The 13,643-nt window shown below is 57.4% G+C and carries 11 protein-coding genes and 2 pseudogenes; 4 read left to right on the top strand and 9 right to left on the bottom strand.

Annotation, left to right across the window (positions count from 1 at the left end; genetic code table 11):
• Window positions 1-64: 64 nt before the first annotated feature.
• From G1C95_RS00310 to G1C95_RS00280, 7 genes are all read right to left on the bottom strand, one after another.
• A complete protein-coding gene (locus G1C95_RS00310; RefSeq protein ID WP_205832648.1) occupies window positions 65-1,210 on the bottom strand; it encodes a glutathione S-transferase C-terminal domain-containing protein in 1,146 nt (381 codons plus the stop codon).
• A gap of 51 nt (window positions 1,211-1,261) precedes the next feature.
• Complete coding sequence (locus G1C95_RS00305) at window positions 1,262-2,398, bottom strand: glutathione S-transferase family protein (protein ID WP_205832647.1); 1,137 nt, start codon at window positions 2,396-2,398, stop codon at window positions 1,262-1,264.
• 75 nt (window positions 2,399-2,473) lie between these two features.
• Window positions 2,474-3,730: a trans-sulfuration enzyme family protein gene (locus G1C95_RS00300; RefSeq protein WP_169170964.1), complete on the bottom strand. Its 1,257-nt coding sequence runs from the start codon at window positions 3,728-3,730 to the stop codon at window positions 2,474-2,476.
• Between the two features lie 409 nt (window positions 3,731-4,139).
• On the bottom strand, window positions 4,140-5,048 hold the full coding sequence (locus G1C95_RS00295) for a cysteine ABC transporter substrate-binding protein (protein WP_169170963.1): 909 nt from the start codon (window positions 5,046-5,048) through the stop codon (window positions 4,140-4,142).
• A 134-nt stretch (window positions 5,049-5,182) separates the two neighbouring features.
• Window positions 5,183-5,962: an amino acid ABC transporter ATP-binding protein gene (locus G1C95_RS00290; RefSeq protein WP_169170962.1), complete on the bottom strand. Its 780-nt coding sequence runs from the start codon at window positions 5,960-5,962 to the stop codon at window positions 5,183-5,185.
• Window positions 5,955-6,629: an amino acid ABC transporter permease gene (locus G1C95_RS00285; protein WP_169170961.1), complete on the bottom strand. Its 675-nt coding sequence runs from the start codon at window positions 6,627-6,629 to the stop codon at window positions 5,955-5,957. Before G1C95_RS00285 ends, G1C95_RS00290 begins: the two co-directional genes overlap by 8 nt.
• A complete protein-coding gene (locus G1C95_RS00280; RefSeq protein WP_169171468.1) occupies window positions 6,616-7,272 on the bottom strand; it encodes an amino acid ABC transporter permease in 657 nt (218 codons plus the stop codon). Before G1C95_RS00280 ends, G1C95_RS00285 begins: the two co-directional genes overlap by 14 nt.
• Window positions 7,273-7,710: 438 nt before the next feature.
• Between G1C95_RS00280 and G1C95_RS00275 the strand changes: the two genes are divergently transcribed.
• The 4 genes from G1C95_RS00275 to G1C95_RS00260 all read left to right on the top strand — a co-directional run bounded on the left by G1C95_RS00275 (window position 7,711) and on the right by G1C95_RS00260 (window position 11,264).
• Window positions 7,711-8,358, top strand: coding sequence for an alpha/beta hydrolase (locus G1C95_RS00275; protein ID WP_169170960.1), 648 nt, complete (start codon window positions 7,711-7,713; stop codon window positions 8,356-8,358).
• Between the two features lie 217 nt (window positions 8,359-8,575).
• The gene (locus G1C95_RS00270) at window positions 8,576-9,535 is read left to right on the top strand and encodes a hypothetical protein (protein ID WP_169170959.1); all 960 of its coding nucleotides are present in this window, start codon (window positions 8,576-8,578) and stop codon (window positions 9,533-9,535) included.
• A 269-nt stretch (window positions 9,536-9,804) separates the two neighbouring features.
• Window positions 9,805-10,644 carry a YwiC-like family protein gene (locus G1C95_RS00265; RefSeq protein ID WP_169170958.1) on the top strand — a complete coding sequence of 280 codons (840 nt, stop codon included), beginning with the start codon at window positions 9,805-9,807 and terminating at the stop codon, window positions 10,642-10,644.
• Window positions 10,645-10,688: 44 nt separating this feature from the next.
• Entirely contained in the window at window positions 10,689-11,264 is a 576-nt protein-coding gene (locus G1C95_RS00260) for a GNAT family N-acetyltransferase (protein WP_169170957.1), read from the top strand.
• Window positions 11,265-11,331: 67 nt separating this feature from the next.
• Here the strand turns inward: G1C95_RS00260 and G1C95_RS12725 are convergent.
• Window positions 11,332-12,366, bottom strand: a pseudogene (locus tag G1C95_RS12725) (GTP-binding protein); the annotation flags it as partial.
• Window positions 12,367-12,408: 42 nt separating this feature from the next.
• Window positions 12,409-13,542, bottom strand: a pseudogene (locus G1C95_RS12720) (GTP-binding protein); the annotation flags it as partial.
• Window positions 13,543-13,643: the final 101 nt, after the last annotated feature.

Genomic DNA, 13,643 nt, shown 5'->3' with positions numbered 1-13,643 from the left:
AATCAAACACACAAAAAAGGGCGATCGGATCAATCCAATCGCCCTATGTCATGTGCCACAATAATCAGCGTGCAAAGCTCCACAAAGCAGCAGTGCCACCAGTGCCTGGACCGCTAAATTCGGGAATACCGCCCAATGACTCACGGTTTGCAGGCTCTTGCCAGCGCGCCAAATATTCCTTACGATTCGCCGGCCCCGGTTCGGCGGACGGATCGTTCGTTTTCACGTATCCGAAGGCATACGCGTAGTCACCATCGTCAAACGGCACGAATCCAAGCGCACGCAGCTCTTCGTCATCAATGAATCCGGGGGTGGCGAACAAGTCACGTGCGTATGCCCACAAATGTTCGAAATCCCATAGATGCTTGACCTCGTGTCCGACGGTTTCCACGACCTTAGGACGATATGTAACCTCGTACGCCTCAAGCGTTTGGAACAGACGAACATCACTGTCAGTCAATTGCGTGCCAAACAGGTAACGTCTTGTCTTCAGTCGGTAATCCAGCTCAGCCAAGCGAGCTTCAAACACGCCCAAGGCAGCTTCGGCGGCTTCACGTTCGGTGGCGAAGATGATTTTATAGGTACCGTTATTCACATCCTCAAACAACTGCTGATTAAGCAGATCAATTTCAGGGCGCAACTCACGCGGGTACAAATCCGGTGCACCCGGCTTGTGGAATGGCTTCCATACGGTTTCCCAATCCAAGCTCAATGTGTGGTATTCGTTGGTCACCACCTTACCGGTTTGATTATCAATCACTGCCGGCGAGGTTGGGCGACCGGAAAATCCCGGCTTGGTATGCTCATAGAAATCACGGATATGGTCATAACCAAACTGTTTGCCGAGACCCTCGGGGTCGAGAATCCATCCGGAATCATCGCGTCCGATTACGGACTCGATACGCACGACCGAATCCAGGCCCAACAATCGTAAGACAATACGCTGTCGTCGATTCCAGCCACAACCAATCAGGCCGATAATTGTGTATCTATTGGCGATAACAGGAACATCATCATGTCCATAGCCAAAACGGTATGGGAACTCATTGCCCTGACGCCGAAATCCCCCATCAGGAAGAATTTCCGGACGAACATAAGTATTGGTTGCCTTGTCATCCTCTGCTCCGTTCTTGACGGACACCGGAGCCGACGGACGAACATCAATGCCGCAAGCCGGTGCGGCTTCGGCGCGAAGGGATAGCTGTGCCATAAAGTATTCTCCTTGTAACAATTGCGCTTATCTAGTATTGGAATTGCACACTCATAGTGCCGGATAGTGGTGCTCGCCGAACTGCCAGTACTCTTCCAAACCAGCAGTTCCCGGACCGGAATACCGGACATCTCCTGTCAAAGACGTACGATCAACAGGCTCAGTCCAACGGGCCAGATAATCCGTTGTTCCTGCGGTGGTTTGCCCTGAGAACGGACCGGTTTCTTCACCTTTGCCTGTGGCAAATCGCGAATACTTGCCATCAGCGTCTGGAATGAAACCGAACTCGTATTTCTCTTCGTCATCAATGAATCCTGGCGTGGCATATAAATCACGCGCATAGTCCCAGAGATTGGGGTAATCCCATACGTGGAGCACGTTGTTATCCCCCAAACGACGTGCGATGCCGGGACGATACATTGTTTCGTATGCTTCCAGCGTCTGGAATAGACGAATATCGCTATCAGTCAGTTTCGGGCCAAACAGATATCGACGGCTTTTTAAGCGGTAATCGTAATCATCCAAGCGTGCTGCGAACACGTTATAGGCGCGTTGTGCAGCATCGTCATTATTGGCAAACAAAATTTTGTACGTATTGTTGTTCACATCATCAAACAGCTGCTGATTCAGCAGGTCGATGGCCGAGCGCAGTCCAGCAGGATAGAGGTCCGGAGCTCCCGGCTTGTGGAATTGCTTCCAGGCGATCTCCAAATCAGCTGGCAATGTGTGGTAATTATTGGTTACCACTTTGCCGGTTTGTTCGTCAATCACGGCAGGCGAAGTTCCCTTACCCTTAAAATCGGGATCAGTGAATGCGTAGAAATCACGAAGATGAGTAAAGCCAAAACGCTTGCCCAAACTATTGTCTTTCAACACCCAGCCGATGCTGTCCTGCTGCGATTCCACGGATTCGATGGCGATAACGTTTTCCAATCCCAGCAAACGCACCAATATGCGCAAGCGCCTGTTCCAACCGCAAATTGGTACGCCAATAATGCGGTATCGGTTGGCGATGACCGGTACCTGCTCTGGAGCATCGCCAAAACGTTTGGTGAAATACACACGCTGCCGATCGAACAAACCGTCCTGAGTGCGGCTTTTATATTGCATCGGCGTCTTGTCATCCGAAAACACATCCACACCGCATGCCGGCGCGGCTGTTCGGGCATGCAAATTCAGCGTTGTCATTATATTTCCCCTTCTGATAGTTGTTTCAGTGCACTTCACTAGTGCAATATCAAATGCGATTTGCGAAAGCGCTTATTAGCGCACGCAGGAATCATTGGCCACCGTAAGTACGTCATCTGCAACATTGGTAATGCCGTCAGACGCAACACGGTTGGAGCGTTCCAATGCCTCGTAGGCAACTTCAAACGCCTGACCCAGATCTTCAATCAGATCGGCGGCATCTTCAATACCGACGGACAGGCGAATCAGCTCGTCGCTGATGCCGATCTTCAGACGTTCTTCGCGCGGCAGTTCGAAATGTGTCATGCGACAGGGCAGTTCGGCGAGGCTTTCCACTGCACCCAGCGAAACTGCCAGATGGAACAGGTGCAGATTGTCAAGCACGTCGGCCGGATCCACGCCGGGCACCACCTCGAAGCTCAGCACGCCGCCACCGCCCTTGAGCCCTTTGGCGGCGAGATCTTCGCTGGCGGAAGGCAAGCCAGGATAGTGGACGGTTCGAACCAGCGGATGGGCAAGCAAGTATTGCGCGATGGCCAGCGTGTTCTCCTGCTGGCGCTCCATGCGCAGGGCTAGGGTCTGGATGCCACGGCGTACCGCATCGCATTCGGCGGGTGCCAGCACCCCTCCCAGACGATTCTGGTTGAAGTAGATGCGGTTGGCGAGATCATCACGCCTAACCACTACCAGACCAGCGTTCACTTCGGAGTGACCGGCAAGATACTTGGTCGCGGAGTGGATCACCACATCCACGCCCAGATCAAGCGGCTGCTGCAGGTACGGGGTCACAAAGGTGTTGTCCACGATGGCCAGCGCACCGTAAGCATGAGCGATTTCAGCAATCGCATGAGCATCGTTGACCTTAAGCAGCGGGTTGGTCAGGGTTTCGAAATAGACGGCCTTTGCCGGGGCGATGCCATTGTTCTGATCGCCTTTGATGGCAGCTTCGAGCGCCGTCAGATCCTGAGCATCCACGGACTCGATCTTCAGCCCCCAGCGGGTGAAGAACTCGTTGAACTGGGAGTAGGAACCGCCGTAGATGTTGTCACCGACGATGATGCGGTCACCGGGTTGGAAGATGGCGAGCACCGCGTGGATTGCGGCGAGGCCGGAAGCGAATGCGAAACCGCGCGTGCCGTGTTCGAGCTGGGCAATCTGGCGTTCCAGAAAATCACGGGTCGGATTGCCGCTGCGCGCATAATCATAGCGGGGCATGGCGTTGACACTCTCGAAAGCGTAGGTCGTGGAATTGTAGATTGGCGGATTGACGGCTCCGGTGTTGTTGTCATTAACCGGCAGGCCGTGAACCAGCTGTGTGTTGAAACGTGCCATGGCACCCCCTTGATTGTGTAATATTTGCGGCGCGAACCCTACCGCGCCCTGTGTGGTTCCCACCATAATGAGTGACGCCATGGCTTGGGTCGGCGTGGCTATATGGGTTGATTATGAGGGGCTATACAGGCCATATTTCTCAGGTTTCATCCCGTTAGCCCGAATTCCGTTCCAGTCATCCCAGTCATCCCGGCCATCCCAAGTCCCATCCCAGGTTTGGGACGCTGCGGCAGACTCAGCGTCCCAAAACTGGGAAAAACCCAAGCCACTTCCCAAGTTCGAGACGCTAAAGACGAAAAAACGTCCCGAACTTGGGAAACACCAGTCATGTTTCCCAAGTTCGGGACGCTGAAATAGCAGTTGGAGTTGGATTACGGCCGGATCAGTAACAGGCCACCCAACGGGCTGCTCAGACGTTACCGCCCTCAACCACAATCTCATCAGGATCGACTTCATCGCCGTATACCGGCTGCAGGGTCTCCTCGTAATCCTTGTGGAAGAAGTTCTCCTCGCCGAGCTTGTCGATTTCCTCGTTCACCCAGTCGAGCAGCTCCTTGTTGCCCTTCTGCACGGCGGGCGCAATCGTATCATCGTCACCCAAATGGGTGATGCCGACGGTGAAGCCAGGATTGGACTTGGCCCAGGCGAGCACCTCGGTGTTGTCGGTGGAGAAGGCGTCGCCGCGGCCGTCGAGCAGCGCGTTGTAGGCGTCAGCGTACTGGTCGTACTTCTGCAGGTTAACGTTCGGCGCGTTCTTTTCGAACCAGGTTTCGGCGGTGGTGCCCTTGGCGATGATCAGGGTCTTGCCGTCCAGCTGGGAGACGTCCGTAATCGGCGCGGACTCAGGCGAAACAACGCCCAACGCGACCTTCATATACGGCTTGGCGAAGTCGACCTTCTCCTTGCGCTCGTCGGTGACGGTGAAGTTGGCAAGCACGAGATCCACCTTGTTGGAGGTCAGTACGTCCACGCGGGCGGCCGGATCGACAGAAGTGTATTCGGGCTCCACGCCGAGATCCTTGGCAAGGCGTTCGGCGAAGTACACGTCGTAGCCCTGGTATTTGCCGTCCTGGTCGACGTAGCCGAACGGTGCCTTGTCAGAGAATACGGCGATCTTGATCTTGCCGGATTCCTTGATCTCATCCAAGGTGCGGGCAGTGGCGTTGGCTTCGGAGGACGAGTTGGCCGAGCTATCGTCGGCTGCGGCATCAGACGGCGTGCCCGCAGACGGTCCGCAAGCGGCAATCGACGTCATCATCAGCAGCGCGGCACCAGCTGCGAGTAGTCCTTTAGTTTTGGCCCATAGCGTATTGGTCATGGGTTTACCTCTCTCTTGTGATGGTTGGTTGGTGTGAGATTAAGTAAGTAGTTAAGTAGGTAACTTGTATTGGTTGGCAAGCCCAGATACCGGAGCTGCCAGAGCACGCCGGAACAGGCCCGAGACCATACCAATTACTCGAATTCGAAGGTGCGCAGGAACTGCTGCGCGCGCTCGGTGTTCGGATTGGTGAAGAAGGCGTGCGCGTCGTCGGATTCCTCCACGATGTGCCCGCCGTCCAGCAGAATCACATGGTCGGCGATGGCGCGCGCGAAGTTCATCTCGTGCGTCACGATCATCATGGTTTGTCCGGATTTGGCGAGGCCGAGCATCACGTCGAGCACTTCACGCACCATTTCGGGGTCGAGCGCGGCGGTCACCTCGTCGAACAGCAGGACTTCGGGGTGCAGGATCAGCGCACGGCAGATGGCCACGCGCTGCCGCTGCCCGCCCGACAGTTCGTGGGGCCAGGCATCCTTGCGATCGGCGAGACCGACGCGTTCGAGCAGTTTGACCGCCTCCCGCTCAGCTTCGGCGCGGTCACGCTTCTGCACCAGCGTGGGTGCCAAGGTGATGTTGCCGAGCACGGTTTTGTTCGGGAACAGGTCGTAGCTTTGGAACACCATGCCGATGCGCGTGCGCAGCGCACTGGAGCGTCGCGAACGCCCGGCTTTGGCGGAGTCGGGGCGACCGGTTTCGATCACCTCGCCATCCAGCGCGATGGTGCCGCCCTGAATCGGCTCAAGGCCGGCGATGGTGCGCAGCAGCGTGGATTTGCCGGAACCGGAGGGGCCGACCACCACAAACACTTTGCCCTTGGGCACGGTGAAGGAGATGTCGTCCAGCACCGGATGGTCGGCGTTGGCGTATTGCTTAGTCAGATTGCTTACAGACAGTGCCGGTTGCTCAGTCATTCGCCCACCTCTTTTCCAGCCGGCGCGCCACGATGGACAGCGGCCAGCACACGATGAAGTACATGAAGAAAATCACCCCATAGATCCACAGGGTGCCGCTCGGGTATTGGAATCGGTTCGCGTCGATGATCTGCTGACCCACTTTGATGACCTCGACCACACCCAGCAGCACGGCCAACGACGTGGTTTTGACGATGCGTGTGGCCAGATTCACGCTTGCCGGCAGCAGTCGACGCAGCGCCTGCGGCAGGATGACGCGGGAGAAGGTCTGCCAAGCGTTCAATCCCAGCACATAGCTGGATTCGAACTGCACCTCGGGGATGGAGACCAGTGCGCCGCGCACCAGATCGCCGAGTTCCGCGCCTCCCCACAACACGAATACCAACACGCAGGCACCGGTGGCGTCAAGATTCCAGTCGAACCAGCGGGCAAAACCATAGTAGGCAAGAAACAGCAGGGCCAACTGCGGCATGATGCGGATGAAATCCAGATACACGCGCATGATGACTTTGACAACACGATTGTTGAGCGTCATCAGCCAGCCGGTGAGCAATCCCACCGGAATGGACAGCCCGACCGATACGCCGGCGATCCACACGGTAACCCACAGGCCTTGCAGTAAGCGCGGGAAAACGCCCGGCTGCAGAAGAATTTCAGCGCCTTGCATAGTCGAACCTCCGCTCAAGCCAGGTGCCGGCAATCGAAATCGGCAGCAGGATGACCAAGTAGCTGACAACCAGCAGGAACAGCGATTCGTAGGTGCTGTAGTACATGCCGATCAGATCCTTGGCCATATACATCACGTCGGCGAGCGCGATGGCGGAGACCACGGAGGATTCCTTGATCAGGAAGATCACGTTGGCCACAATACCGGGCACGGCCGTGGAGATGGCCTGTGGCAATACCACACGGCTGATGGATTGCATGGGGCTCAGGCCCAGCACGTAGGCGGTTTCCCGTTGCACTTCTGGCACGGCTTCGAGTCCGCCGCGCATCGCTTCGGCCATGTAGGAGCCGCCGAGAAATCCCAGACCGATGATGGCACAGGCTTCTGCTGACCAGACTATGCCGAGTTTGGGCAGGCCGAAGTACAGGAAGTAGAGTTGCACGAGCAGCGGCGTATTGCGACTGAGCTCGATGTACACCCTAACTATCTGTCGTGCAACGGGTATTCTGGCCAGCTCAATGCCGGCGCACACCAAACCCACCGCAATGGCAAGCAGGATGCCGAATATGCTGATGAATAGGGTCATCAGCGTGCCGTTGACGAAGAAGGGGGCATAGCGATGCACGAACGACCAGTCGAACATGGCATGCTCCTTTCGTTGTCTCGTCTTGTATCCGCCGAAGCCGACGGTTGGCGTGTTATACGCCATGAGGTCTCACCCTCGTTGTGCCGGTGGCCGTGGCGGTGCCGCTGACGCTGTTAGGCCCGCGGCCTGTCACACGGCTTCGTTCAGGTTCCGTCGCGCCCGTGTGGCAAGTCGCTTCATTGTTGCACAAGCGTGCGCGTTACGCCTCATGCGAAGCGAACATGCGTGCACATACATGCAGGTCATGGTATGCAGCACGCGTCTGCCGTGCAGCGGCGTGGCTATAGGCGTTGCTTATAGGCCGTGTATGGCGACGCGGCCATGTAGTCTCAGACTACTGAACCAATGCTCAATCTGCGGTAATTGTTGACCGTAGTTTGAGATGTCGCATCATGCATGTGCGCATGCGTGCGATGAAGGATGAAAAGAGGACCTATGGAAGTCACCACTGCAATCACCTCGCTTCGCGGCAGCAACGATCTGCCGGTGTTCGTGCTGTTGCACGGTTGGGGATCGAATGAACATGACTTGCCCGATTTGCTGAACTACTGTGCCCGTGGCGCCGATTACGCGTCGTTGCGCGCACCGATCGCCTACGGTATGGGCTACACATGGTTCGATGAATGGGCGCATGAAGGCGTGCCGGAGGGTGAGTCGCTCGACCGTCAGGCCCTGCGCGCGGCCGAAGCGATTGACCGTTGGGTCGCGGCGAATATTCCGGAGTCACGCAAGGTGGTGCCAATGGGCTTCTCACAAGGCGGTTTGCTGGCGGCGCACATGCTGCGAGTAAATCCGGCGCGCTACATGGCGGCGGTTTCCTTCTCCGGCTGGCTGGCACCTGGTGCGCTGGCCGGCGACGCCACGTTGGCCGAATCGAAGCCGCCAGTATTCTACGGGCACGGTTCGGCTGACACAATCTTCTCCCCCGCCGAGGTCTCCGCGATGAGTGATTTCTGGGAAGCGCATGGCACGCTTACCGAACGCATCTACCCTGGCATGGAACACAGCATCAACATGGAAGAAATGCGCGACGTGGCCGCATTCCTAGAACACATCGGCGCCGTCCGCCCCACCATCTGGTAAAACTCCCTTCCCCGTCCACGGTCTGTCCGGCAATCAAGTCGATGGACAGACCGTGGCCTCCCCATCGATGCCATCGCACGCAAACTAGTAATTCGTTCTCGCGCAGCCCTCAATCATACGTAAGTTATCCACACCATCGCACGCAAAAGTATGAAGCTCTCTCCACATTGGTCGGAATAGCTTGTGCAAACGCCAACCGTATGCATAGCGTGGTCTTATGAAAAAGCATTTGGGGGTAGCAGCGGCGCTTGCTGAGGCGCGTAGACAACAACGCTGCGCATACGGCAGTGACGCCACGTTGCGCAAAGCGTTCAGCAGACGCGTGCGCAACGGTGAACTGATATCACCGTTTCGCAATGTCTTCATCGAACGTGATGTGTGGAACCAACTGAGCAACTGCGAGCGCACACGCTACGCAACCCGCACCCTTTCCATATTGCACGACCACTGGGTATTCGCAGGACTCACCGCTGCGGATATTCATGGACTCGATCACAGCTGGCGTTTGCACAACGGCAGTGTGCAAATAGTCGACGGCAAACGGTCAGGATTCATTTCCCAGCAACGTATTGAGCGCCTATATAAGGCAACGGTGCCTACAGTATCGGTTGGGGGAATGATCGTCACCGATGTGGTGTGCACCGTCATCGACTGTTGCTTGGCGCTTCCCTTCGACCAAGCATTGCCTATTGTGGATTCGGCGTTGCGCAACGGCCTGACCATCGAGACATTGCAAGCACGTTGTCTGTCGCTCACTGATGGCAGGGACGACATGAACCGACTACTGAAATATGCTGACGCCAGGAGTGAGAATGGCGGTGAATCATGGGTCAGGGCCATGATCGTCACCATGGGGTTTGCTCAGCCCGAATTACAGGTTGAGTTCGAGAATCCGGACAATCCCTATCAGCGCTACCGGGTCGATTTCCTGTGGCGAATCCACGATGGACGTATCATCGTCCTCGAATTCGACGGCACTCGCAAATATGTGGATCCGAATATGACCAATGGCCGGGCGATTAGGCAAATCGTCGAACAGCAGCTCGAACGTGACCGCGTTTTACGTCAGGCTGGTGCGACCACAATCGTTCATTGCTTTCTCGATGAGGTGCCCACCCAGTTATTCGATAAGCTCAAGGCTGCTGGAGTCCCTTGGATAGGCCGTCCATTCTCCTAACGGACGGTGCCGTCGCCCTGACAGACAGGTGGTACCGTCCCGAACTTGGGAAGGGTAAGGGGCTCTTCTCAAGTTCGGGACGCTTATTTCGTTTCAGCGTCCCAAACCTGGGAAACAGACCGGTTTCTTCCCAAGTTTGTCCCTCTTAGCGCAATTCAGCGTCCCAAACCTGGGAAATAGGATGGGAAGACCCGACAACACCCCGTCATGCCGAGCAAAGTCGGGGTATTTCATGGCCTTTCCGGCAGCCTTCCTTTATGATGGCTAGCATGGCTCAACCTGTTTCTTCACACCGTTTATCGGCACGTCTGTGGATTCCCGACCAGCCCGGCGCTTGGGCGATGGCGCTGTTGCCGGCCATCGCCGGGGTGGCATTGGTTGGTGCAAGTGCGGCCAACCTGTGGCTGCTGGCCTTGTGGGCGCTGTGTTATTGCACGCAGTTCACCGCCGCCCGATGGGTGAAGTCACGGTTCCAACGTCGCTATCTGATGCCCATGGCAGTCTATGGCGTGCTGCTGGCGGTATTCGGCCTGCCGTTTGTGGTGATGCACCCCCGCGTACTGATATGGGCACCTCTGTATGTGGTGGCCTTGGCGTTGTCGATGCTCGCAGCCTGGCGTCGGCAGGAGCGCAGCCTGTGGGGCAATATCACGGCGATTGTCGCCGCCTGTGCGATGGCAGTGGTGACGGCTTCGTTCGGCGCTGACGTCGAGGCCGGTGTGATGCCCATGTCCGAAGGCGCTCCGTTGGAACAATATCTGACGAATGTTCAACCGCCGTTGCCAAGAGTCGGCGTGATTGCTGCACTGTTATTCGCCGTGACGCAGTTCGGATCCGTGCTGTTCGTCAAAACGATGATTCGCGAGCGCGGCAGCCGCGCGTATCTGATCGCGTCAATCGTCTGGCACGCGGGGTTGGTTATTGGCGGGTTCCTGCTGCATCCCGCACTGTTGTGTACCGCGCTGGTACTGTTGGCGCGGGCGGTGGCATTACCGCTCATCGCACGCAAACGCTCCGTCAAGCCGGTGATCGTCGGCATCACCGAACTGTTCACCAGTGTGTTGATTGTTGTGACAATTATTATTGTCGTTCCACATCTGACGATATAACCGATATAGCCGATAGAGCCAGCTCTTCCGCGAAAGAGCGCATAATGGAACGCATGCTTACGATTCGTCACGCCACGCTCGCCGACCTTGATGCCATTGCCGCCGTGGAGGCTGCCTGTTTCCCAGCAGCCGAAGCCGCCAGCAGCGACGCGATCCGTACCAGACTTGCAACCTATCCCGACTATTTTTGGCTACTTACGAATGGCGAAAACCAAGGCAACAACGAAGAGGCAGCCTGCACTAATACCTGCACTAATAACAGGAGCACCGGCCACATCCTTGCCTTCATCAACGGGTTTGTCACCGACTCCCCCGATTTAAGCGATGACATGTATGATGACGCTTCGCTGCACAATCCCCATGGTGCCTGGCAGATGATCTTCGGCGTGGATACCGCGCCCGAATACCAGCATCAGGGCTATGCCAGTATGCTGATGCGTCGGGTCATCGCCGACGCCCAAGCCGCCGGGCGCCGTGGCTTGGTGCTCACCTGCAAGGAGCGGCTCATCGGCTTCTACGCCCGGTTCGGTTTTCTTGATGAGGGCGTCAGCGAGTCCACGCATGGCAATGTGGTCTGGCATCAGATGCGTCTGACATTCGAGCCTGCACAACGCAACTGAGCGGTAACGTCAGAACAGCACTAAAACGGACCAAAAACGTCACTACAACGGCACCAGTTCCAGCCTGTCACACCTCGCCGTCGGCTTGCTGCACTGAAGTCCCGTCCGTCGCCCAGCCCAGATGCATGAAATCGGGCACGCGATACCATTTGACCGGGTATCCGGCGCCATGCGCGCAGAACACCGAATCGGGCGTATTATCCAGATCCGCTTCCGGGTCGTAGTTGGCTTCCTCAATCACGCGATCAGCGTCGTGGCATGGCTTGTAACCGCCGAACGTCGCCTGCAAGCGGCCACGCCCGTGCGTGTATTGGTTCACGTCCATCGCATAGTCGCGCATTTCGGCAACCGGCGCCTCGCCTTCGATCAGCGCATATTCGCCATCCGTTTCGGGAGACTCGAAGTTGCCACTCATACGTTGGATGTCGCTCATCGCACGGCCCAGCATCGGCGACGGCACCTCCAGCCGGAAGCGATACCACGGTTCCAACACCCGGCAATTGCCTGTCCCCTCAACACGACCGGCAGCAACCTGCTCGGCATTGGGATGCCCGATGACGCCGGCTGCGGCCTCCATCAGACCCTGTCGAATCGCCCGATATGTGGCTTGGCGGAAGTCACCGCCTTCGGTGTGTTTCAGGTGCGCCCTGCCAGCCACCAACGTCATTTTCAAGTCGGTCAAAGGCGCGCCAGTGAGTACGCCCAAATGGTCGCGTTCCGTCAAATGCGTCAGGATCAGCCGCTGCCAGTTACGATCCAATTCGTTGAGCGATACGGCCGAAGCCACACGTATGCCGCTGCCTGGCTCCCCCGGTTCCAGCAGGATGTGCGCCTCAGCATAATGACGCAGCGGTTCGAAATGGCCGACGCCTTCGATGGGCGCGGTGATGGTTTCCCGGTACAGTATCGAACCCGGCCCGAAGGAGACGTCAAGGCCGAATCGGTCGTGCAGCATCGAGGCGATGATTTCCAGCTGCACCGTGCCCATCAGCTGCACATGGATTTCGCCCAGACGCTCCACCCATACGACATGCAACAGCGGATCCTCATCCTCCAGTTCACGCAACGCGGTGAGCACACGATGCAGGGTCAGGTCGTCGAAATGCTCCGCCGAACCCGAAGAGGATTCGTCGGCACCAGCCGCCGGCAGCACGGTATAGGTCAGCACCGGTTGCAGCGATGGTGATTCCGCGTGTGGTTCGGCACCCAGACCTTCGCCGGGGAATGTGCGCTCCGGACCGGTGACCGCGCATACCGCACCCGCCGGCACTTCGGTTACCGTCTCGTATTTGGCACCGTTGTATACGCGCACTTGATCGATCTTTTCAGCGTGCGTCGCCTCTTCGCCGCTGGTAACGCCGCCAATAACACCGTCACCAAAACCAACGCCATCGCCGGCACTATTACCGGCACCGCCATAGGGCGCAATCATGGCCTTGGCCTTCAACGTGCCGCCGGTTACGCGCAGCCAGGTCATGCGATTGTGCTGGGAATCATGCGAAATCTTGAACACACGCGCCCGGAATTCCTCTGGCCATTGCGGCTCCACACAGAAGCGCTCCAAGCCATCCAGAAACGTTTCGACGCCCTCCAGTTTCAGGGCCGATCCGCAATACACCGGAAACACCTTGCGCGTGGCGATCATCGCACGCAGACGCTCGTCGCCAACCGTGCCGGTTTCCAAAAACTCGTCCATCGCAAGCTCATCCTGCATGGCCAGGTCTTCCCAAGCATCCTGTGGCAGAGTGGCAGCCTCGCCGACCTCGTCACCATCGTTGGCGCTCCCATCGCCCACGCCACGGCTCAACGGCCCGAAATCCGCGCAGCCGTCCGACAAGCGTCGTTTCAGCTGGGCCATAATATGCGTTTTGTCGAATCCGTCCGCATCGCATTTATTGACGAACACAAACGTCGGCACATGGTAGCGCGCCAGTAGTCTCCACAACGTTTCAGTGTGCCCTTGCACGCCGTCGATGCCGGAGACCACCAGAATCGCATAGTCAAGCACGCGCAGCACACGTTCGGTTTCCGCAGCGAAATCCACGTGCCCCGGGGTATCCAGCAGACTCAAACGCAGCGAACCATGCTCGACCATCGCCTGATGCGCGAAAATCGTAATGCCGCGCGCCTTCTCCAGCGCATTGGTGTCAAGGAACGCATCGCCGTGATCCACGCGGCCCAGCCGGCGAATCTCCCCCGTGCGATACAGCAACGCTTCGGACAACGTGGTTTTGCCCGCATCCACATGCGCCACGATTCCCGCCACGATTCGTTTCATGAGCTGCCTCCACACGTTGCCATCCACTGCGACCTCTTGCACGCCAAAATCTATCACGAGCATGGCGCAAGCGCGTCCGGCGCACACCGCCGCTACAATAA

The organism is Bifidobacterium oedipodis (assembly GCF_012932425.1).
In the GTDB taxonomy this organism is placed as follows: Bacteria; Actinomycetota; Actinomycetes; order Actinomycetales; family Bifidobacteriaceae; genus Bifidobacterium; species Bifidobacterium oedipodis.
The sequence above is the reverse complement of the archived record's forward strand: the minus strand, read 5'-3'. Positions and strand labels throughout refer to the sequence as shown.